This is a genomic window from Geobacter sp. FeAm09, assembly GCF_008330225.1.
Classification (GTDB): Bacteria; Desulfobacterota; Desulfuromonadia; order Geobacterales; family Pseudopelobacteraceae; genus Oryzomonas.
The window spans coordinates 2,945,643-2,967,446 of the sequence record NZ_CP042466.1 but is presented as its reverse complement, the minus strand read 5'-3'; the positions used below and the strand labels follow the sequence as shown (position 1 = coordinate 2,967,446).

At 58.4% G+C, this 21,804-nt stretch carries 17 protein-coding genes and 3 pseudogenes; 19 read left to right on the top strand and 1 reads right to left on the bottom strand.

Annotated elements, in window-relative coordinates; translation table 11 throughout:
• Positions 1-33 precede the first annotated feature (33 nt).
• Complete coding sequence (hrcA, locus tag FO488_RS13890) at positions 34-1,065, bottom strand: heat-inducible transcriptional repressor HrcA (protein ID WP_149211106.1); 1,032 nt, start codon at positions 1,063-1,065, stop codon at positions 34-36.
• A 208-nt stretch (positions 1,066-1,273) separates the two neighbouring features.
• On the opposite strand from hrcA, the pseudogene murI reads away from it, so the two are divergent.
• The 19 genes and pseudogenes from murI (at position 1,274) to FO488_RS13795 (ending at position 21,797) form a co-directional block, all read left to right on the top strand.
• Positions 1,274-2,091 (top strand): annotated as a pseudogene (gene murI / locus FO488_RS13885) (glutamate racemase).
• An 80-nt stretch (positions 2,092-2,171) separates the two neighbouring features.
• The gene (locus FO488_RS13880) at positions 2,172-2,708 is read left to right on the top strand and encodes a GerMN domain-containing protein (protein WP_149211105.1); all 537 of its coding nucleotides are present in this window, start codon (positions 2,172-2,174) and stop codon (positions 2,706-2,708) included.
• Positions 2,708-5,130: pseudogene (locus tag FO488_RS13875) on the top strand (homocysteine S-methyltransferase family protein). Before FO488_RS13880 ends, FO488_RS13875 begins: the two are co-directional and overlap by 1 nt.
• 118 nt (positions 5,131-5,248) lie before the next feature.
• Complete coding sequence (locus tag FO488_RS20120) at positions 5,249-5,770, top strand: hypothetical protein (RefSeq protein WP_240731939.1); 522 nt, start codon at positions 5,249-5,251, stop codon at positions 5,768-5,770.
• A gap of 92 nt (positions 5,771-5,862) precedes the next feature.
• Positions 5,863-7,365, top strand: a complete 1,503-nt coding sequence (locus FO488_RS13865) for a HAMP domain-containing sensor histidine kinase (RefSeq protein WP_149211104.1) — start codon at positions 5,863-5,865, stop codon at positions 7,363-7,365.
• Positions 7,355-8,728, top strand: coding sequence for a sigma-54 dependent transcriptional regulator (locus FO488_RS13860; RefSeq protein WP_149211103.1), 1,374 nt, complete (start codon positions 7,355-7,357; stop codon positions 8,726-8,728). The genes FO488_RS13865 and FO488_RS13860 overlap by 11 nt, the downstream gene beginning before the upstream one ends.
• Positions 8,729-8,751: 23 nt before the next feature.
• Positions 8,752-9,731: pseudogene (locus FO488_RS13855) on the top strand (GDP-L-fucose synthase family protein).
• A 78-nt stretch (positions 9,732-9,809) separates the two neighbouring features.
• Positions 9,810-10,415 (top strand): winged helix-turn-helix transcriptional regulator, encoded by a 606-nt coding sequence (locus tag FO488_RS13850; RefSeq protein WP_149211102.1) that lies wholly within the window; start codon positions 9,810-9,812, stop codon positions 10,413-10,415.
• Positions 10,416-10,455: 40 nt separating this feature from the next.
• A complete protein-coding gene (locus FO488_RS13845) occupies positions 10,456-11,439 on the top strand; it encodes a GDP-mannose 4,6-dehydratase (RefSeq protein WP_149211101.1) in 984 nt (327 codons plus the stop codon).
• Between the two features lie 6 nt (positions 11,440-11,445).
• Positions 11,446-12,417 carry a glycosyltransferase family 2 protein gene (locus FO488_RS13840; protein WP_205743280.1) on the top strand — a complete coding sequence of 324 codons (972 nt, stop codon included), beginning with the start codon at positions 11,446-11,448 and terminating at the stop codon, positions 12,415-12,417.
• Entirely contained in the window at positions 12,405-13,181 is a 777-nt protein-coding gene (locus tag FO488_RS13835) for a class I SAM-dependent methyltransferase (protein WP_149211100.1), read from the top strand. Before FO488_RS13840 ends, FO488_RS13835 begins: the two co-directional genes overlap by 13 nt.
• Before the next feature lie 23 nt (positions 13,182-13,204).
• Entirely contained in the window at positions 13,205-13,549 is a 345-nt protein-coding gene (locus FO488_RS13830) for a hypothetical protein (protein ID WP_149211099.1), read from the top strand.
• Positions 13,550-13,583: 34 nt separating this feature from the next.
• Entirely contained in the window at positions 13,584-15,203 is a 1,620-nt protein-coding gene (locus tag FO488_RS13825) for a hypothetical protein (protein ID WP_149211098.1), read from the top strand.
• A 69-nt stretch (positions 15,204-15,272) separates the two neighbouring features.
• Positions 15,273-16,616, top strand: coding sequence for a flippase (locus FO488_RS13820; RefSeq protein WP_149211097.1), 1,344 nt, complete (start codon positions 15,273-15,275; stop codon positions 16,614-16,616).
• Positions 16,616-17,428: an FkbM family methyltransferase gene (locus tag FO488_RS13815; RefSeq protein WP_168206046.1), complete on the top strand. Its 813-nt coding sequence runs from the start codon at positions 16,616-16,618 to the stop codon at positions 17,426-17,428. The genes FO488_RS13820 and FO488_RS13815 overlap by 1 nt, the downstream gene beginning before the upstream one ends.
• Before the next feature lie 51 nt (positions 17,429-17,479).
• A complete protein-coding gene (locus FO488_RS13810; RefSeq protein WP_168206045.1) occupies positions 17,480-18,223 on the top strand; it encodes a bifunctional 2-polyprenyl-6-hydroxyphenol methylase/3-demethylubiquinol 3-O-methyltransferase UbiG in 744 nt (247 codons plus the stop codon).
• 4 nt (positions 18,224-18,227) lie between these two features.
• The gene (locus FO488_RS13805) at positions 18,228-19,367 is read left to right on the top strand and encodes a glycosyltransferase (RefSeq protein ID WP_149211094.1); all 1,140 of its coding nucleotides are present in this window, start codon (positions 18,228-18,230) and stop codon (positions 19,365-19,367) included.
• 29 nt (positions 19,368-19,396) lie between these two features.
• Positions 19,397-20,605 carry a glycosyltransferase family 1 protein gene (locus tag FO488_RS13800; protein ID WP_149211093.1) on the top strand — a complete coding sequence of 403 codons (1,209 nt, stop codon included), beginning with the start codon at positions 19,397-19,399 and terminating at the stop codon, positions 20,603-20,605.
• A 55-nt stretch (positions 20,606-20,660) separates the two neighbouring features.
• Positions 20,661-21,797 carry a glycosyltransferase family 9 protein gene (locus FO488_RS13795; RefSeq protein WP_149211092.1) on the top strand — a complete coding sequence of 379 codons (1,137 nt, stop codon included), beginning with the start codon at positions 20,661-20,663 and terminating at the stop codon, positions 21,795-21,797.
• Positions 21,798-21,804: the final 7 nt, after the last annotated feature.

Sequence of the window (21,804 nt, the reverse complement as noted above, 5' to 3'; positions counted from 1 at the left end):
ATTCCTTTTCTCTAGATAGTGCTGCGCTTCGGTTCAGGTTTCCGCGAGCATCCTGCTCACGAGGCGGGCGGTGTAATCGACAATGGGGATAACGCTGGAGTAGCCCATCCGGGTGGGGCCGATCACCCCCAGCAGCCCGACGGTATTGCTGCTCGTGACGAAACGGGACGTGATCAGGCTGACGCCGGCAGACTGGCTCAAGGGGGATTCGGAACCGATATAGATCTGTACGCCGTCGGCGGACATGCAGCGCTCCAGGAGCTTCAGCAACTGCCCCTTCTGCTCGAAGGCGCGGAAAATGTCCTTCATGCGCCCCACATCACTGAATTCCGGCTGGTCGAGGATACGGGCCTGCCCCTCGACGAAGATCTCGTCACCCTCGACGGAAACGGCCTGCTCGCTCAGGCGCAGGGCGCGCAGCATGAGGCTGTCGTACTGCACCTGCTCGGTGTGCATCTCTTCCACGATGCGCTTGCGGGCCTGGGAGATGGTCAGCCCCTGCATCAACTCGTTCAGGTAATTGCCCATGGCGACCAGGTCGCCCTGGGAAAATTCCGTGTCGCTTTCCACCAGGCGGTTTTGCACCGTGCCGTTGCTGGACACCAGGATCGCCAGTACCCTGTGGCTCCCGATGCGGATGAATTCGATATGGCGGAATACGTCTGCGGTGAAGCTGGGCGCCACCACGAGACCCATATAATTGGAGAGCGACGACAGGGTGCGGCTGGTTTCCTTGAGAATCCCCAGAAGCCCGGCCCCCGCTTCGCGGCAGCGGCGTATGATCAGTTTCTTTTCGTCGCGGCTGACCTGGCGGAGCGCCACCAGGGAGTCCACGTAGAGGCGGTAGGCCTTTTCGGTCGGCACCCGGCCGGCCGAGGTGTGGGGCGAGGTCAAAAGCCCCATCTCCTCGAGATTCGCCATGACGTTTCTGATGGTGGCCGTCGAGAGGGGCAGGGCGTGTCTGCGCGCCACGGAGCCGCTGCCCACCGGCTCGGCGGTGGCAATGTAATCCTCGACAATCGCTTCAAGTATCTGTCTGCTTCTGGTCGACAGTTCCACGTCCATGGCCAAACCCCAAAAAAATAGCACTCAACATCAGGGAGTGCTAGTTCTTGGTTTCAAGGTAATAAGTGGTTCCTGATTTGTCAAGGACAATAAAGAAGCATTCCGGCGATTGCCCCGGTCCGTCAAATGGCTTGCCTCGGAAAGGGAAAGGAGTATATAATTTCAAATTCAATCAGCGTTTAGGGGATATCGGAGGAGGGGTTCAGGCGTGTCTTGGCAGGCCATCGGCATATTCGATTCGGGAGTAGGGGGGCTGACGGTGCTGCGCGAGATCATTCGGGCGCTTCCCCAGGAAGATACCATCTATTTCGGCGACACGGCCCGGGTGCCCTATGGCACCAAATCCCCCGAAACCGTGTCCCGGTACGCCCACGAAATTACCTCGTTCCTGTTCCGGCGGGATATCAAGCTGCTGGTCGTGGCCTGCAACACCGTCTCTGCCGTAGCGCTCCCCGGCCTGAAGCGGCAATTTTCCCTGCCGGTTGTGGGGGTGATCGAGCCGGGGGCGCGCCGGGCGGCCGAAGTGACCCGCAGCGGGCGGGTGGGGGTGATCGGCACCGCCGGGACCATCCGGAGCAGCGCCTATACCCGTGCCATCAAGCGTCTCAGGCCCGACGCCTGTGTGCTGACCCGGGCCTGCCCGTTGTTTGTCCCCCTGGCGGAAGAGGGGTGGACCGACAATCAGGTGGCGCGCCTTACGGCCGAAAGCTACCTGCAGGAACTCAAAGAAGCCGGCATCGATACCCTGGTGCTGGGCTGCACCCACTACCCGCTGCTCAAGCCGCTCATCGCCGACATCATGGGGCCGGACGTCACCCTGGTGGATTCGGCTGAGGAGACCGCCCGGACCGTGGCCGCCATCCTGGCCGACAAACACCTCCTGCGGCCTGCCGCGGAGAAGGGGAACCATCACTACTACGTCAGCGACATCCCGGCAGGTTTCATCCGGGTGGGGAACCGTTTCCTGGGGGGCGCCTGGGGGATGTGTATCAGGTGGACCTGGACAACGACGGAGAGGAGTGCTGAGCCATGCCATCGGTCCGGCGCAAGCGTGTCAATATCGGCCTGGTACTGCCGTTTCTGGTGATCGCCCTGGTATTCGGGGGATGCTCTGGCGAAAGTACCAAACCAGCTACAAGATCCCCACGGCACCGCAAACCAGGCAGCCTTCGGGCACGCGTACGGCGGTGCTGTTCTTCGTGGCCGACGGCACCCGGCTGGTGCGCGAGGCCCGGGAACTGGAACCGTGCCGCGAGACCGGGGCCTGCATCAAGGATACGCTGGATGCGCTCTTGAGCGGTCCCCTGGGGGACTATGACGAGGCCCTGCCGGAAAGCACCACCTTGAACAGTGTCCGCCTCGAAGGGGGTACGGCCGTCGTGGACCTGAGCCGGGAGTTCGCCGCGGACCTGCCGTCCGGCAGCTCGGCGGAGATGATGGCGGTGTACTCCCTCGTGGATACGGTCTGCGCCAACTACCCCCAGATCAGCCGGGTGAAACTGACCGTTGCGGGAAACGGCTCGACCGTGCTCAACCATCTGGACCTGTCCGCCCCCCTGGCGCCGGACTATTCTCTGGAACAAACGTCCGGGCCGGCCCTGGCCGGCGCACCATCCATACCGATACCGAAAAAGGGAAACTGATGAAACCATTCCTCGAAGCTCTCCACGAAAAGGTGCTTATTCTCGACGGGGCCATGGGCACCCTGCTCCAGGAGCGGGGCTTGAAACCGGGGCAGTCCCCCGAAGAGCTCAACCTGACCATGCCGGAAGTCGTGGCATCGGTGCACCGCGACTATATCGAGGCCGGGGCCGACATCATCATCACCAATACCTTCGGCGGCAGCCGTTTCAAACTGGCCCACTTCGGCCTGGAAGGGCGTTTGGCCGAGATCAATGCCCGTGCCGTCGAAATAGCCCGTAAAGAAGCGGACGGGAGGGCGTACGTGGGCGGTTCCATCGGCCCCACGGGCCAATTCGTGGAGCCGCTGGGCGAGATCCCCTTCGACGAGATGAAGGGGGCCTTCCGCGAGCAGGCGGCGGCCTTGATCGATGCCGGAGCGGACCTGATCAGCCTGGAGACGTTTCTGGACATCAAGGAATGCCGCGCCGCCCTGATCGCCATCCGCGAGGTATCCGGGACGATCCCGGTCATCGCCATGCTCACCTTCGACGACAACGGCCGCTCGGTGCTGGGCACGCCCCCCGAGTCCGCCGCCGTCACCCTGGCCGCTGCCGGGGCCGATATCGTCGGCTCCAACTGCGGGCTGGGGGTTGACGGCATCTACGATATTCTCTGCAGGATGCGCACGGTGACCGGCCTGCCGCTGATCTCCCAGGCCAACGCCGGTTTGCCGCAGCTTGTGGACGGCACCACCGTCTTTCCCGGTACGCCGCAGGAGATGGCCGCTTATCACGAACGGATGATCGCGGCGGGGGTGCGCGTCATCGGCGGCTGCTGCGGCACCACGCCTGCCCATATCCGCGTCATGAAGGCGGCGCTCGGCACGATGCAGCAGCCCTGGCGGCCCTGCCCGGAGACGGCAGGGGTGACGTTCCTTTCCGGACGTTCCTCCTGGACGGCGGTGGGGGGCGGCCACAAGACCGCCATCATCGGCGAGCGCATCAATCCCACCGGGAAAAAGGCCTACTCCCAGGAGCTTCAGGACGGCAAGGTGGCCTACATCCGCCGCGAGGCCATGGAGCAGGTGGAGGCCGGAGCGACCCTGCTGGACGTGAACGTAGGCGCCCCGGGCATCGACGAACCGGCCGCCATGGAACGTGCCGTATTCTGTGCCGCCGCTGCCGCCGGCGTGCCGCTGGTACTGGATTCGTCCAATCCGGCCGCCCTGGAGCGGGGACTCAAGGCGGCCGACGGCAAGGTGCTGATCAATTCGGTTTCCGGAGAGGCCAAGAGTCTGCGCCGTGTGCTGCCCCTGGCTAAAAAGTACGGGGCTGCCGTCATCGGCCTGGCCCTGGACCAGAAGGGGATCCCCGATACCGCCGAGGGGCGGCTGGCCATTGCCCGCCGCATCCGCAACGCCGCCCGGCGCTACGGCATCCCCGACGCCGACATCATCATCGATTGCCTGACCCTGACGGTCAGCGCCGAGCAGAAACGGGCCGCCGAGACCCTGCGGGCCATCCGGCTGGTCAAACAGAAGCTGGGGCTCGCCACGGTGCTGGGGGTCAGCAATATCTCCTTCGGCCTGCCCCAGCGGCCGCTGATCTCGTCGGCATTCTTCGCCATGGCCATGGAGGCCGGGCTGGATGCCGCCATCATCAACCCCAAGGACGGCGCCATGATGGCGGCCTGGCGCTCGGCCATGGTGCTGCTGAACCGCGATCTCCAGGCGGCGGCCTATATCGAAGCCTATCGCGGCGAACCGACAGCGGCGGCCGCTCAGGCGGTGGCTGCCCCGGGCACCCCGCTCTCTATCCGCAAACGCCTCGCCCAAGCGGTTATCGACGGCGACCAGGACGGCATCGTCCCCCTGGTGGAAGAGGCCCTGCGGGAAGGGCTTGCTCCGATGCAGGTGAGCAACGAGGGCTTTTTGCCCGGCCTGGATGAGGTGGGGCGGCGCTTTGAGAAGAACATCTTCTTTCTGCCCCAGGTCATGCAGTCGGCCGACACCATGCAGGCCGGTTTCGTCCGCCTGAAGGAGGAGATGCAGGGACAGGCGTTCGAAAGCCGCGGCCGCATCCTCATGGCCACCGTGGAAGGCGACATCCACGACATCGGCAAAAATATCGTCTGCACCCTGCTGGAAAGCCATGGTTTTCAGGTCTTCGACATCGGCAAGAACGTATCGGCGGCCACCATCATCGCCAAGGCAAAGGAGCACGCCGTCGACGCGGTGGGGCTCTCGGCCCTCATGACCACCACCATGTCCGAGATGGACAACGTGATCAGGCGGCTCAAGGCCGCCGGGGTAAAAACCTTTACCATGGTGGGGGGGCGGTGGTGACCCAGGAATATGCCGACCGGATCGGCGCCGATCTCTATGCCCGGGACGCCATGGAGGCGGTTGCCCGGATCAAACGGTTGTTGGGCGCCGAAGGGTGACCTGTCGTGGCGATTTGACGCGGAGTTCTTTTTTATTCAACTATTTAACCTATTGCGGTTACTACTGCTTTTGTGTTAACGTCTGATCGGTTACGTTATTTCGCGTACGAGTTTGCCCATGGTTCTCGGATTCAACCACAACGTCATGTACCGGGGAGAGGTGTTCCACGTTCAAACCGAGGACAGCGGTGTCGCCTCACCCCACATCATTACCCTGCTCTACCGGGGGGGAGTCATCCTCTGTTCCAAGAAGACCAGCTACGCCGACATCCTCAAGATCGAGAACCTTGAGGCGGTGGTGGAAGAGTTGATGAAGGACCAGCACAAGGAGATGATGCGGCGTCTCAAATCGGGGGAATTCGACCAGCGCGCTTTTCAGGCCCCTTCTCCCCAGGTCGGAGCTGTCGCCGACACGCCGTCAGTTCCCCCGGCGGATACGGTTCCCGCGCCCTTCCCGGCGCCGCTCTCCCCGCCGCCCGCGTCATCCGCGAAATCCGACATCTCGCTCCTGTTCGCAACGCCTGTGCCGCAACAGGGCGGCATCGCCCGGCACGAGGCGGCAGGCCGCGGCAGCGCCGAGAAGAAGGTGGTCAACCTTGACGACGCCATCCTCTCGTTTTTCGGTGCCAATGAGAAATAATCCTGGCCGCGGGGGCTTCGCCCCAGACGGAAGGACACGCATGGTCCTTCGGCCGCAACAGCGACGCGTCGGCATCGCACAGGGATAGCTTAGTGTTCAAGAGCCTGACAACCCGCATTATCGCCACAACCATTGTCCTGCTTGTGGGTGGCATCTTCATCTATACCTTTTTCAACGTCCGTCAGCAGCAATCCCAGTTGATCGATACGGCCCGCGAAAGCACCGAACTGCTGCTCCATACCGTAGAAAACAGTATTTACAACACCATGCACCTGGGAAACGTCCAGGATGTGAGTTCGATCCTGGCCATGGTGGGGCAGCACAATCAACTGGTTGGCGTGCGCATCTTCCACCCCCACGGGGTGATCCTGCGCTCGTCCAACCCGGCCGAGGTCGGCAAGGTGGTCGGCATGGATGACTACCGGCTCTACCTGAACCCCAAGCATTACGGTATCTTCGACCTCCCCCCCTACGGCGAGGTGCTGTCCATGGTCAAGCCGATCTACAACGAGGCGGCGTGCCACACCTGCCACGGCAGCAAGGCCAAGGTCATCGGCATCCTCAACGTGGACTATTCGCTCTACCGGACCAAGATGCAGATGCTCGCGGCTTCGCGCATCTTCATCGCCTCTTCGGTGGCCATCACCTTCTTTCTCTCCATCACCATTTCGTTCATACTCTTCAAGTTTGTCAAAAAGCCCCTGGACAGCATGACCGCCAATATGTCGCGGGTGGAAAACGGCGACCTGAGCGTGCGCATCGATTACCGGGGCACGGATGACGAGATCGGCAAATTGATCAACAGTTTCAACTCCATGGTGGACCGGCTCGAGGTGACCAAAAAGGAGTTGGAGCAGTATCATTTCCAGCAGTTGGAGCGGGCGGACCGCCTGGCCGCCATCGGTGAGATGGCGGCCGGCATCGCCCACGAGATCAAGAACCCGCTGGCCGGCATCTCCGCCGCCGTGAGCATCATCAGGGACGACCTGGAGCCCGACGACCCCCGCAGCGGTATTCTCAAAGAGGTGCTGCAACAGGTGCAACGCCTGGACAAGACAGTCAACGACCTGCTCTTCTTCGGCAAGCCGTCGGTCCCCGAACTGGCCTGCATCGACATCAGCGACGTTATCGAGAAGACCCTCAAGTTCGCTTCCCAGCACCGGGGGGTGAAGCACATCGAACGGCAGTTGGAGTTCGCCCCCAATCTTCCCACGGTGTATGCCGACGGCAAGCAGATGCAGCAGGTATTCCTCAACCTCATCCTGAACGCCTTCCAGGCCATGAACGAAGGGGGCACGCTGACCATCAGCACTAGCCTGTCCACCCGCCAGGGACGCGACCATGTGCGGATCGACGTTGCCGACACCGGCCCCGGCATCCCTCCCCAGATTCAGGAAAAGATCTTCACGCCGTTTTTTACCACCAAGGCCCAGGGCACCGGCCTGGGCCTGCCCATATGCTACAAGCTGATCAATCTGCACAACGGTTTCTTCACAGTTGCCAACAACACCCCGCGCGGCACCGTATTCACCATAGAACTGCCCGCCTGCAGCGTTCATGACATCGATGAGGTAAGGAGAGCGCATGAAACGTAACAAGATTCTGGTCGTTGACGATGAGCACCTGATCCGTTGGTCGTTGGAGCAGAACCTGAAGAAGCAGGGCTACGAGGTCGTTACTGCCGGCGACGGGGAAGAGGCGTTGCGCCTGGCCCGGGAGGAACAGCCCGACCTGGTGCTGCTCGACATCCAGATGCCGGGCATCAACGGCATCGAGGCCCTGGAAAAGCTCAAGGAGTACGACGAGGAGATCGTGGTCATCATGGTGACCGCCCACGGCGGCCTGGAAACCGCCGTCAACGCCATGCGGCTGGGGGCCTACGACTACATCAGCAAGCCGTTCAATCTGGACGAGCTGGCCATCATCATCAAAAAGGCCCTGGAAACCACGGACCTCAAACGCGAGGTGGCCCGCCTCCGCTCCGAAACGAAGAAATCGTTTCCGCCCAATATCATTGGCGACAGCAGGCAGATAAAGCAGTTGATGGAGGTGTTGGACAAGGTGGCCAAGAGCGAGGCCTCCACGGTCCTGGTGCAGGGCGAATCGGGGACCGGCAAGGAGTTGGTGGCCAAATGGATCCATTACAGTTCGAACCGCTCGGACAAGCCGTTCATTGCCATCAACTGCGCGGCGGTGCCGGCCACGCTCCTGGAAAGCGAGTTGTTCGGCCATGAAAAAGGGGCCTTCACCGACGCCAAGAACACCAAGAAGGGGTTGTTCGAGCTGGCCGACGGCGGCACCGTGTTCCTGGACGAGATCGGCGACATGGAGATGGGGATGCAGGCCAAGCTGCTCCGCTTCCTGGAAGACCGCTCGTTCCGCCGTATCGGCGGCGGCCGGGTCTTTACGGTGGATGTGCGCATCATCTCCGCCACCAACAAGGACCTGCAGAAGTCCATCGAGGAAAAATCCTTCCGCAACGACCTCTATTACCGGCTGCAGGTCATTCCCATCCACCTGTCGCCCCTGCGGGACCGCAAGGAGGACATTATCCCCCTGGCCAACCATTTCATCGGGGTCTACAACAAGGATTTCAACAAAAAGGTGCAGGGCATCGCCGGCATGGCCGAACGGATCCTCACGGATTACGGCTGGCCGGGCAACGTGCGGGAACTGAAGAACGTCATCGAGCGGGCCATTATCCTGGGCAACGAGGACACGCTCATGCTGGAACATCTGCCGTTGGAAATCGTCGCCAAGAGCACGCCCCAGAGCGGCCCCCCCCTGGCGACCTTCCGGCTGCCAGCCGAAGGGATCGATATCGAGGAGGTGGAAAAGGAGTTGATCCGTCAGGCCCTCGACAGCACGGAGTGGAACCAGTCCAAGGCCGCCAAGAAGCTCAGCCTGGGCATCGACGCCTTCCGCTACCGGATGAAGAAATTCGGGTATCTGAAATAATCTACCGTCAGGAGTGATGTGGGATGGACAAGCAGGACAAGATATATGTGGCCGGCCATCGCGGCATGGTGGGATCGGCCATCGTGCGCCGGCTTCAGGAGGCGGGCTACGCCAACCTGGTGCTCCCTTCGCGGGCGGAGTTGGACCTGTGCAACCAGGCTGCGGTCGAGGCCTTCTTCCGGGAGGAACGCCCGGAGTACGTATTCCTGGCCGCGGCCAAGGTCGGCGGAATCGTTGCCAACAGCACGCTGCCGGGGCAGTTCATCTACGACAACCTGATGATCCAGAACAACGTCGTGCATGCCTCGTGGCGCGCGGGCGTAAAGCGCCTGCTGTTCCTGGGCAGCACCTGCATCTATCCCAAGCTGGCGCCCCAGCCCCTCAAGGAGGAATACCTCCTGACCGGGCCGCTGGAGCCGACCAACGACGCCTATGCCGTGGCCAAGATCGCCGGCATCACCATGTGCCGCTCCTTCAACCGCCAGTACGGCACCCGCTACCTGGCCGCCATGCCCACCAACCTCTACGGGATCAACGACAATTTCGACCTGACCTCGTCCCACGTGCTGCCGGCCTTGATCCGCAAATGCCACGAGGCGAAGGAGCGCGGCGACGCCACGGTGTCCATCTGGGGCAGCGGCACGCCCCTGCGGGAGTTTCTCCACGTGGATGACCTGGCGGACGGCTGCCTGCACCTGATCAACCTGCCGGAGGCGGAATACAACGGGCTGCTGGAGGACCCGGCGGCACCGGCGCTGATCAATATCGGCAGCGGCGAGGAGTTGACCATCCGCGACCTGGCCCTGCTGGTGAAAAAGGTGGTCGGCTTCGGGGGGACCTGGTTTTCGACGCCGGCAAGCCCGACGGCACGCCGCGCAAGCTCTGTGACGTATCCCGGCTCCACGGCCTCGGCTGGCGGCACCGCATCGAACTCGAACAGGGGCTGCGGGATACCTATGCCTGGTTCCTGAACGCCGGGGCGTCCCAGGCGATTCGGAGTTGACCATTCTTCGGGCGGGTGTTCACGAAATGAACACTTTTCGCTTGCATTATTCGCCCCTTTTTCGCTAGTGTTCAAAATATGAACAACAACGAAAAATCTCTCGAATCCTATCGTTCCCTTTTGCTGCTCTCCGAGATTGCCGGCGAAGAGCCCCTGTCCCAGCGTGAGCTCTCCCGGCGGCTCGGCATCGCCGTCGGCCTGGTCAATTCCTACCTGAAGAATCTTGTCGCCAAAGGCTACGTGCGGGTCAAAAACTTTCCCCGCAACCGCTACGCCTATCTCCTCACCCCCCAGGGGCTGGCCGAAAAGAGCCGCCTCGCCTACCAGCATCTCAGCTACTTCACCAGCCTCTACACCGTTGCCCGCCAGGACTACCTGGACCTGTTCCGCCGCCTGGAAGCCGCCGGCGTGCAAGAGGTCGCTTTCTGCGGGGTGGACGAGGTGGCGGAGGTGGCCCATCTGTCGTTGCGGGAGACCGAGGTCAGGCTGGTGACGGTCATGGACGACGCGCACGCGGGGAGCGATTTCTTCGGTGCACAGGTCGTGTCATTGCTGGAAGGGGTGAAGAAATCCGGCCTGCCGGTGATCATATCCTCTCTGAAACGGAGAGACCAGCTTGTGGGAATGCTTGGCGAGATGGGCGTGCCGGCAACCAGAATTTTCGTTGCCGGTGCCGCAGGATAGGCCGGCAGCGTTTCGGTACATGAATTATGGGGGGAAGACATTGACTAAAAAGGCTCTTGTTTGCGGCGTATCAGGCCAGGATGGCGCATATCTGTCCCGGTTTCTGCTGGGTAAGGGATATGAAGTCCATGGCACCGCGCGGGATGCCCAGGTGGCCGGCTTTACGAACCTCGGCAAACTGGGCATCCGCGACCGCATTATCTTTCATTCCATGGCGCTGAATGATTTCCGGAGCGTGCTCCATGTCTTGTCGGAAGTCCGGCCCGACGAGATTTATAATCTGGCCGGCCAGAGTTCGGTTGGGCTTTCCTTTGACCAGCCGGTGGAAACACTGGAAAGTATCAGTGTCGGCACGCTGAACCTTCTCGAGGCGATTCGTTTCATGAAGTGCCGGACCAGGCTCTACAACGCCGGTTCAAGCGAATGTTTCGGCAACACCGGCGGCCAGCCGGCTGACGAGAATACCCCCTTTCGCCCGCGGAGCCCCTATGCGGTGGCCAAGGCGACAGCCTTCTGGGAGATTGCCAACTACCGGGAGGCATACCGTCTTTATGCCAGCACCGGAATACTTTTCAACCACGAATCACCCCTGCGCCCCGAGCGCTTCGTTACCCAGAAAATAGTCAAAAGCGCCTGCCGGATCGCCAATGGAGCCAAGGAAAAGCTGATGCTCGGCAATATCGAAATCGCCAGAGACTGGGGATGGGCCCCCGAATATGTCGAGGCCATGTGGCTGATCCTCCAGCAGGAGCAGGCGGACGATTTTGTGATCGCAACGGGCGAAACCAACAAACTGGCTGATTTCGTGGCGGAAGTCTTCGCATGCGTGGGGCTTGACTGGCGTGACCACGTCGAAAGCGACGCAGCGCTGCTTCGGCCATCCGAAATCATGGTCAGCAGGGCCAATCCGGAAAAATCGGCCAACGCGCTTGGCTGGCGGGCCAGCTATAAAATGAGGGATGTGGCGCGCATGATGGTGGAGGAATGGGGCCGATCGGCCTTTGAAGCACAGAAAGTGGCGTGATCGTTTATGATGGAACCATGCAAGATTTCGATCGTCGTGCCCTGTTATAACGAAGAGGGCAATATTCACTATCTGCACGACAGGATAATTGCCGCCCTCGCAGGCCATGAAGCGTACGAGCTCATTCTTGTCGATGACGGTAGTTCCGATAGGACCCTGGCCACTATCGTCGCGCTTGCCGAACGGAATGATAAGGTCAAGTACTTTTCCTTCTCCAGGAACTTCGGCCATCAAAATGCTCTTAAAGCGGGATTCGACCATGCATCGGGCGACTGTGTCATATCGATGGATGCCGACCTGCAGCATCCGCCCGAATTGATCGGGGCAATGCTTGATAAGTGGCGGGAAGGGTACGACATCGTCTATACCGTCAGGGACGACTCGCACGATACCCACCTGTTCAAGAAGATTACCAGCAGCTTTTTCTACCGCTTCATCAACAGCTGCGCAAATCTCAATCTCGCCCAGGGGGGGGCCGATTTCCGTCTCCTTGACCGCGCCGTCGTGGATGAACTGAAAAGGATCAACGAATCGGTTCTGTTTTACCGCGGGTTGTTCGGCTGGCTCGGTTTCCGGCAGTACGGCATATCCTACGTGCCAAACGAGCGTTTCTCGGGTGCCACCAAGTATTCCCTCAGGAGGATGGTCGCCTTTGCCCTGGCAGGGATCACGTCCTTCAGCGTCAAGCCGCTACATTTCGCCACCCTGGCCGGATTCGCCCTGTCGGGGCTGGCAACGCTCTATGCTTTGTATGCGTTGTACGTTTATTTCTTTACCGACACGGCCGTTGCCGGATGGACCTCCGTTCTGGCGAGCGTGCTGTTCATCGGCGGCTTCCAGTTGATTATCCTCGGGATCATCGGTGAGTATATCGGCAAGATGTTTATCGAGGTCAAACGGAGACCGCATTATATCGTCAAGGAAACGAATATGGGTACAGCTTCGGGAAGGTGCGCGGGCACACGATGGATAAGGTAGAGGCACAGCGCAAACACTTCGATGCCATTGCGGATGTCTATCTTAAGGGACGCTCCGCAAAGAACCACCTGGCGTACAAACAGGTCATCTGGAATCATGTTCTGGAGAGGCTGGCCCGGTTCCTGCCGGCCCGATCTCCGCTGACCGGCCTGGAGGCCATGTGCGGTAATGCGGAGGTGTCTGCGAGGCTGGTGAACTTCTTTCCGCACCTGACCATGCACGCTTTTGATTTATCCGACGCCATGGTAAAGGCGGCAGAAACCTCGCAGCTAAAGAGGGTAACCACCTGCCGGAATGATCTCCTCACGTTCTGCGAAGAGGACCGGTACGACCTTGCCGTCATCATCGGAGGCCTGCACCACATACCCTACGATGTGCATAAAGGCGTGCACAACATCGGCAATTCCCTGAAAAAAGGAGGGATATTCCTAAATCTGGAGCCCACCCACAACAACCGTCTCTGGAGGGCTGTCAGGGAAAAAATTTATAAAGACAATGCCATCTTCGAGGAAAACAGCGAGCGCGCCTTTACCTTGCAGGAATACAACACTTGCCTTACCGCGAACAATTTTCGCATTCTCGACCAGTTCTATCCCGGGCTGTTGGGGTACGTCCTCTATTACAACCCCGATGCCTTCCCCGCATTGAATATTGGCCCGCCCGGCCTGGCGCGGATGCTGGCCGGGCTCGATCTGCGCCTCGGCACAGGAGCGTTTGGCAGAATTTTTTCCTTTGCCACCTGGACGATAGCTGAAAAAATCTGACTCCCTGGCCTGGCAGGAGCACTATGATCAAAACGCTTTGTATCCTGGCCGTCTACGCGGCGAGTAGTTCCGTGGGGCTGACCCTGCTCAAAGTGTCCCTGAACAGGGGCGCAGGCGCCATGTTGTCGGCGCTTGCCGGTGATTGGCGCTTCTGGGCCGGCTCCCTCTTGTACGGAACCGGTTTTGTCATCTGGCTCGTTCTGTTGAAGCTCAACAACCTGTCCACGATCTTTGCCTGTGCTGCCGGGTCCCTTGTGGTCATGACGGCGCTCCTGGGATATTTTTTTCTCGATGAGGCCGTGACGGCAAAAACAGTGTCGGGCCTGCTCTTGATAATGTCCGGTATCTATCTGGTCACGGTGAAATGAAACGGGCAACGGAGATAGCGGAGATGCGCACGCCATGAAACTCGCCTTTGCAGCCGAAAAGATGAAGGTGCCCGCCATGGCTCTTGGCTCCCTCCTGGTAGCCCTCTATCTCTGGGGCAGCAACCTCCGCGCCCGGTGGGGGATCATCGACGACCACGAGATCATGAAATTCCTTGGGCCTGACGGCCGCCTGGCAGCGCACGATTTTTGGCAAGTGCTGCTCGGCACCGAATTCGCCTTGCCGGGCACCTCCCTACGATACCGGCCCGCCTATTACCTGCTCCGTGTCTGCGAAACCTTCGTCTGGGGCGACTCGCCTGTGCGGTGGTATGCCTGCCGGGTTGTTCTCTTTGCGCTCTCGGTCATGATCCTGTGGTGGCTGGCGGAGAGATGCGCCGGCTTCATTGCCGGGCTGTTGTTCACCCTGTACGTCTGTACCTTCCCCTGGTGGGCCGATATCTGGGCAAAGCTTGGACCTGCCGAGACGTATGCGGTCTTTGGAACAGCCCTGTATGCCGCGGGTTTTGTTCTGGTGCTGGAATCAACACGGCAGGAGGGACCGGCAACCTCCTCCCCGTTCAGCCCCTGGCTGTTGATGCTCGTCGGCGCGTTTGTCGCCATGGGGTCGAAAGAAAATCTTCTGTTCCTGCTGCTGCCCGTGGTGGCCTTGCTGTTCATCCTCTGGAAAAAAGGGCGCGCGGATAAGACGGCAGTTGCGGTGTCGGCGCTGATGTGCGGTTACGGGATCTTCATCGCGGCAGCGGTTGCCACGGCACTGGGAAAAGCGCAGAAAGATATCTATGCCAACAGCGTCAAACCCATTGGCCGCCTGGAGCTGCTCTACTACGGGATGGTCAAGGCCCTCGGCAACGGCTATGTGCTGGGCGGGCTGCTCACCGTTGCCGTCATCGCAGCATGGGTGCTGGTCTGCCTGCACAACCGGAATGATCGCGGAGCGATCAGGCGATGCTACCGCAGCCTCGCAACCTACCTGTGCCTGTCCGCAGCCCTTCTTCTGGTCTATGCCTCGCAATTCGCATTTTACAACGGTCAATGGCCGGCCGGCATGCGCTACGACTTCCCCGGCGGGTTGTGCGGCCCCGTGCTGATGTTTGCCACGGCAATGCTGATCAGCGAGATGGCCCGCCTCCTTTTTGCCTCGACGGCCTGGCGCGCTGGGGTTCTCGTGGTTTTTTCGCTCGTGCTGGGGGGACTGATCGTTTTCCAGGGATTCGAGCCCTTGCGTGCGGCGAGCCATCAAAATGCCGAGCAAACCCGGACATTCACCAGCGGGGTCTCTTCCCTCGCCCAGAAGCTGCGCAACGATCCGGCGGCGAATCTGGTTTTCATAAGCTTCCGCGCCAGAGACCACGAGCCTATCGGCTCACTATCCATTTTTCTGCGGACCTTCGGTGTCAAAAACCGGTTTGTCCTGTACCTCTACCAGCGCCCCCAATATACTCAGAGTAAACTTGACAAGGATCTGGCCGCCGATCTCCTGGCGCTGTCACGGTGGGGGAGCAAGGGCGGCTGGCTCTATTCCGGCTTCTCACCGTTGAACACCCTCGACAAGAGCCACGGGTGTTACCGCATCAGCTTTTCCGCATCAGGAGTGGACGTACCCGACTGCGTGAATCTGGGGCAGGTATGGTGACACGGCGCCCGGCCATGAACATGGCGATTTCTTTGGGTGCCGGTGCTGCCGAAAAGGGGAGGGCGTAGCGTGAATCCGCACTGGGCCAGATATCTGCCCGCTGTTGCCCGCCGCTGGCTGGAGGAACGGGAACATCTCCACGGCATAATCGGCAATACCGGCTGGCTCTTCCTGGACAAAATTGTGCGCATGGGGGTCGGACTGGTCGTCAATGTCTGGGTGGCGCGCTACCTGGGGCCGGCACAGTTCGGACTTTTCAACTATGCCGTAGCGTTCGTTGCCCTGTTTTCCGCCCTCGCTACCCTCGGCCTGGACGGGATTGTGGTGCGGGAAATCGTCAAGGAACCGGCCCGCCGCGATGAAATTCTCGGTTCGGTGTTCGCCATGAAGTTGGCGGGCGGGGTAGCGACGCTTCTCATGGCGGTCGCGGCCGTCTCGTTCCTGCGCCACGGGGATGCCTCGACACGGCTTCTGGTCGGTATCGTGGCCGCCGGCACAATCTTCCAGGCATTCGACGTCATCGATTTCTGGTTTCAGTCGCAGGTGCGCTCCAAATATACGGTGTATGCCCGGAACACGGCGTTCCTGATCATTGCCGGGGTCAAGGTGTTCCTCATCCTGGCCGCTGCCCCACTGACGGCCTTTGCCCTGGCCGCCCTGGCGGAAACCGCCCTTGGCGCCGTGGGTTTGGTCCTCGCATACCGCCGCAGCGGCCTGCGGCTCACGGCATGGCGCAGGAGCCAGGGCCGGTGCCGGGAACTGCTCCGGGACAGTTGGCCGCTGATCCTGGGCAGCATATCGGTCATGCTGTATATGAAGATCGACCAGATCATGCTCGGCGACATGCTCGGCAATGCGGAGGTCGGCATTTATACCGCCGCCACCAAGATATCGGAGGTTTGGTATTTCATACCGTCAGCAATTATATCATCGGTTCTTCCTGCAATAATACAGACAAAAAATGTTCATAAGGATTTTTATCACAGAAGGTTACAGCGGCTCTTTTCGTTGATGGCAATCATGGCGTTGCTTATTGCCGTTCCAATGACCTTCTTGGCTCCTAGGATAATTTTTATTCTCTATGGGGATAAATTCCTGCCGTCAGTTGGTGTCTTGCAAATACACATTTGGGCAACGCTTTTTGTGTTTCTCGCGGGTGCTCAGAGTGTTTGGGATTTAACCGAGAATATGACCCGGCTTGCTTTGCTGAGAACTCTCACCGGGGCGGTTGTAAATATTGTGCTGAATCTTTTTTTCATTTCCAAGTATGGCGCCAAAGGGGCTGCGATGGCAACTCTTGCCTCTCAGTTTACGGCTGTATACCTATTTGACCTCTTTACTGAAAGAACGCGCCACCTATTTATAATAAAAACGAAGGCTATCTTATTATTGGGAGCTAAATGGAGAGTTTGATGAAACAGGCGATATTTGGACTGTACCGTTTTTTATTTGCTCGTAAAATTACATACAAGCTAAACAAGTTCCTTCTCTTCTGCTGTCTGAAAGGGATGGGAATGCTTAATCATGAAAATGACGAGGTCAGTGGTGAACGATCTTTTATTGCTATGGTTGCCGCACGCTTGAAACTTGAAACGGTTTTCGACGTTGGTGGACATAAAGGTGAATATGCACAAATGATCAGGGAGGTTTATCCTGATGCACGGATATGTTCTTTTGAACCACATCCGACTACCTTTAAGGTGTTAGAGCAAATGGCACATACGTACCGATTTGAATGTTATAATTTCGGACTTGGCGATGTTGAGCGGAATCTGGAATTGTTTGACTACGCGCAGCAAGATGGTTCGCCTTTTGCTTCGATACATCGCGCGGCACTAGACAATGAGCCAGGACTTCCGATTAATAAATATGCAATCCAAATTAAAACTTTGGATGACTTTGTGTCGGTGAATCAAATCGACTCTATAGATTTACTAAAGATAGATACTGAAGGAAATGAATACGCCGTATTGTCTGGTGGTAAAAATACGCTTTCTGATGGTAAAATAAAGATGATTCAATTTGAATTCAATGAAATGAACGTACATAGTAGAGTTTTTTTTAAAGATTTTTATGATTTATTGTCGGATAAATATAACATTTATCGCTTATTGCCACAAGAATTATTGCCATTGGTAAGATATACATCTATGCAGTGTGAACTGTTTGTTTATCAAAATATTGTAGCAATAAGAAAAGATATTGATAATAAGTTGTTTCAATAAAAAATAGCTTTAGTGGATTGCCTATAAAGTGATTGAGGAGGGCGAAAATTGTTGAATTATAACAGCCTCAAAGGGTACCAGGAAAATTTGGCCATATACCTCGAAAATGTCCAAGAAACTATTCTAATAAAGGCATTACGTAAAATAATCCGGATTGTCAGTGGTTTTTTCTTCTACCCCCGGGAGGTCAGACCCGTGTTTAGCGAACGGTTGGTGGAATACCCACTTTTCTACCATTATCTATCGCTTGAGCCTGGGCAGCGTATACTTGACTTTGGATGTGTCGAAAGCTTGCTTCCGATGCAACTTTGCAGCCTCGGATATCACGTTACTGGCATGGATTTCCGCCCCTACCCCTTTTGTCATGAAAATTTTGATTTTATCCAGGGAGATATTTTGAAATGGCAACCACCTGATAGCGGTTTTGATGCAGTGGTTTCTATATCGGTCATCGAACATGTTGGGTTATCTGGCTATGGTGACCCGAAAGAGAACCGGGGGGACCAGATTGCTGTACAAAAGCTTTTCCAAGCACTAAAGCCTGGTGGCAGGCTCTACTTGACCGTGCCGGCCGGGAAGGCAACAGTAAAAGGTGGCTGGTATAAAGTGTATGATACTGCTGCAATTAGAGAACTAGTACCGGGAATTGAGGCATTGCGCCTCTTTTATAAACCGACTCGATATTCGACATGGCGAGAAGGGACATCCGGGGAACTTGATGTGCTGGAGTATGATGACTACGGTGCAATGGCATTTGCTCAGGGCGTTGCGTTTGTTGTAGCACGTAAGGAATAAAACTGTGAAAGTTCTTGTTATCAGCCAGGCGGGCATGCATGAATATTGTCAGGCAATATTTAGATTCTTGAGGGACGAGGTTGAATTAACGGTTATTGTGCCGGAGATTTTCTACCCTCACCATGTCGGGACGGCCAATGCACTAGCTTTAGAGCGGCCGAGAGCCAGTGAAGGCTATCGGCTTGTACCGGTGCCGCTGAAAGACCCGCACAATTATACGCGCGGTTTTCGCCTTTTCCCGCTGCTAAAAGCGATAAGAGCCAATGCGCCTGATGTGATTCATGTATGGGATGAGGCCCGTTCCTTCATTTTAATGCAGACGCTGTTTATACAGAGACTCTTAGGACTAAAGGCTCGGCTTGCCTGTTATGCTTTTGAAAATTTACCATTTCGCTTCAAGCCTTTGTTCGATCCATTGTGGCGTTTTGCCTGGCGGAGCGTTGACGGCATTACCGCGAGCAATTCGGAAGCTCTGATGAATCTTGAAAGCATGAATTTGTTGGCCCCCCGTGTTTCCGAACGTATTTTCTGGGGTACGCCGCTTGAGTTTTTTGTCGGGAAAGAGAGAAATACGGCGAAGAAAGCACAGCAACTGGAGTTCCCTTTTCTTGTCGGCGGTGTGGGGGGCTTACTGCCCCAAAAGGGGTTTGATACGCTTCTTGATGCTGTGGCGCTGCTTCCGCCGCGAGCCCATTGTGTCCTCATCGGCTCCGGTCCCATGGAGGGGGTACTCAAGGAGCGTGCTTCCCTTCCGGATTTGGCAGGTCGCGTCCACTTTATGGGGCAGGTGCCGCCTGAAAAAATGGTTGACTACATGAGTTGTTTTGATGTGTTGGCGGTTCCATCCCGGACAACGTCAACTTGGAAAGAGCAATTCGGAAAAGTAATTCCAGAAGCCATGGCATGCAACGTGCCGGTTGTCGGCTCCGATTCTGGCGCGATTCCTGAGGTGATCGGGGATGCCGGTTTGATTTTCCCCGAAGGAAATGTAAAGGCATTAGGTGAACAATTACTGAAGCTTGTTGAACACCCTGAAATGGCACAAGAGCTTGCTGCAAAAGGTTCAAAAAGAGTCCATGACGAACTGAGCGCGGAAAGCTTCGCAAAAAAACATGTAAAATTTTATCGGCAGTTGCTTATTTAGTCGTGTTGGTCACGGGAAGGAGCCATAACGTGCAGGTAGGCATAGATGTCTCTGGTCTGTTCTGGAAGTACCGGACCGGCGTGCAGGTATTGTATTACGGGCTGTTGGAAGGTTTGCAGCAGCTTGCGCTGCATGACGACACGAAATTCGTCTTTGTGGACCTGTCCGGGCAGCCGGGGCACTCCCTGCCGCTCGGCGAGAGCGGGCGGTTCGAATTCCGGGGCGAGGTCCCCCTCGGTTTCTTGCAGGGTTTCGGCGATACGGGGGCACAGCCCTTCAAGGCTGCGGGCGATATCTGGAACTGTGGTGTCAGGTTTTTGCGCAAACGCCTGACCCGGCACCCGGGCTACGTGAACCGTATCATGGCCGATCTTGACGTGGTGCAGGTCTGGAACTGGGATATCAGAACGTCCCGGAGGGCGGCGCACGTCATCAATATCCCGGATGTGATCCCGCTTATCTATCCCGAACTGTTCGGGCGGCATTTCATTGCGGCGACCCGGACAAGCCTCGACTTCGCCCGGGACAAGGCCGACCAGGTACTGGCGATTTCCGAGTATACCAAGCGGGACCTGGTGGAAAAGGCGCGGATTCCCGAGTCGAAGATCACGGTGGTTTACCCGGGGATACGCCGGGTGTTCAGGCCGGTGGATGACCGGCAGGCCATAGAGGCCGTCCTGGCTAAATATGGGCTGAAAGACTACCCCTATATCCTCAGCATCGGTTTTCTCGACCCCCGGAAGAATGTCACGGGGCACGTGCAGGCCTTTGAGCGCCTGACGGAGGATAGGCGTTTCAAGGATTTCCATCTTGCGCTGGTGGGACCGCCGAGCCTGGCAACGAGCAAGGTATTGCAGCAGATAGAGTCGGCCGAGGCCAGGGAGCGGATACATATCACGGGCTACGTCCCCGACGACGAACTGGTGCTCCTTTTGAACGGGGCGCGGCTGTTCGCTTACTGCAGCCTGTACGAAGGGTTCGGGTTTCCGGTCGTGGAGGCCATGTCGTGCGGTGTGCCGGTGGTGACCTCCAACAGCACCTCGTTGCGGGAAGTGGGAAGCGACGCCGCCCTGCTGGTGGACCCGGAGGACTGCGACCAGATGGCGGAGGCCATGAAGCGGGTCCTGGACGATACCGCCCTGGCGGAGGAGCTGAAAGCCAGGGGGCTCGTTCACGCCAGCCAGTTTACGTGGAAAAAGTGGGCCCAGGGACACCTCGAGGCCTATCGGCGCTGCTGAAATCAGTGCCGTGACGGGGGACGGCGGAAACGTGCTCATACCTTTGCTGCGAAATTTGAAGCATCTTGTCCAGACCACGCTGCTTTCCCTTGTGGACAGCGTTGCCGCAAGGGAGGGGCAGCTCCGGCCCCAGACCCTGCTGGTGGTGCATCTTGATGCCATCGGTGACTATATTCTCGTCAGGAACTTCATTCGGCTGCTGAAGACGAGCGACAGGTTCCGGGGGTACAGGATCACCCTGTGCGGGAATACGATTTACCGGGAGTTGGCCGAAAGCCTGGACAGCGATGTTATCGACGATTTCATCTGGATCGACAGGAACCGGTTTCGCTATAATCTCACCTACCGCTTCCGGCTGGTCAGGGACATCAGCGGGCGGGGATTTGAAACGGCCATCCACCCGGCATACTCGCGGATCTTCTACTGGGGGGACTCTGTCGTCAAGGTATGCGGTGCGCGCGAGCGGGTTGGCAGTAGCGGCGACACCACCAACATGAGGGGCTGGCAGAAGCGGCTGTCGGATTCCTTTTACACCCGTCTGATTCCGGCGGGCGGGAAGACGCTCTTCGAGTTTTACCGGAACCGTGAATTCTTCGAGGCCCTGCTCGGCGTACCCCTGGAGCTGGGGAAGCCGGTGCTGGAGTGCGGGGGCGCTTCGGGGAGGCACATCCCCGAGGGGCGCTACGCCGTGCTCTTCCCCGGCGCCGGCGAGGAGTTCAGGCAGTGGGGCGCCGGTAACTTCGCAAGGGTGGCCGATTATGTGACGGCCCGGTATGGTTTGACGGCCATCGTCGCCGGGAGCCCGGGAGAAAAGGGATTGGCGGCCCGGATCACGGCACAGGCGAAAACCGCGAAGGTTGTGGATTTGGCCGGCAAAACGTCGCTCTCCGAACTTGCGCGGCTTATTTCCGGCGCGGCTCTCCTCGTTGCCAATGAAACGAGCGCCGTGCACATGGCGGCGGCGGTCGGCACAAGGGTTGTCTGCATATCCAACGGCAACCAGTTGGGCCGGTTCTCTCCCTATCCGGCGGCGGTTTACGGCAAGGCGCTCTACGTTTATCCCGAGCCGATCAGGTCGTCCCCGGCGGATTTCGACGCCCTGTGCGAGCGGTACCGCGTGCGGTCCAGCCTCGATATCGACACGATCAGCGTCGGCGAGGTGCAGGAAGCGATAGATCACGTACTCATCTGATTTCATG

Excerpts from the sequence above, each read along its gene's own strand:
- hrcA (WP_149211106.1), bottom strand. The coding sequence starts at position 1,065 with ATGGACGTGGAACTGTCGACCAGAAGCAGACAGATACTTGAAGCGATT.
- FO488_RS13880 (WP_149211105.1), top strand. The coding sequence starts at position 2,172 with ATGCTCTGGCGAAAGTACCAAACCAGCTACAAGATCCCCACGGCACCG.
- FO488_RS20120 (WP_240731939.1), top strand. The coding sequence starts at position 5,249 with ATGGTTCTCGGATTCAACCACAACGTCATGTACCGGGGAGAGGTGTTC.
- FO488_RS13860 (WP_149211103.1), top strand. The coding sequence starts at position 7,355 with ATGAAACGTAACAAGATTCTGGTCGTTGACGATGAGCACCTGATCCGT.
- FO488_RS13850 (WP_149211102.1), top strand. The coding sequence starts at position 9,810 with ATGAACAACAACGAAAAATCTCTCGAATCCTATCGTTCCCTTTTGCTG.
- FO488_RS13840 (WP_205743280.1), top strand. The coding sequence starts at position 11,446 with ATGATGGAACCATGCAAGATTTCGATCGTCGTGCCCTGTTATAACGAA.
- FO488_RS13835 (WP_149211100.1), top strand. The coding sequence starts at position 12,405 with ATGGATAAGGTAGAGGCACAGCGCAAACACTTCGATGCCATTGCGGAT.
- FO488_RS13830 (WP_149211099.1), top strand. The coding sequence starts at position 13,205 with ATGATCAAAACGCTTTGTATCCTGGCCGTCTACGCGGCGAGTAGTTCC.
- FO488_RS13825 (WP_149211098.1), top strand. The coding sequence starts at position 13,584 with ATGAAACTCGCCTTTGCAGCCGAAAAGATGAAGGTGCCCGCCATGGCT.
- FO488_RS13815 (WP_168206046.1), top strand. The coding sequence starts at position 16,616 with ATGAAACAGGCGATATTTGGACTGTACCGTTTTTTATTTGCTCGTAAA.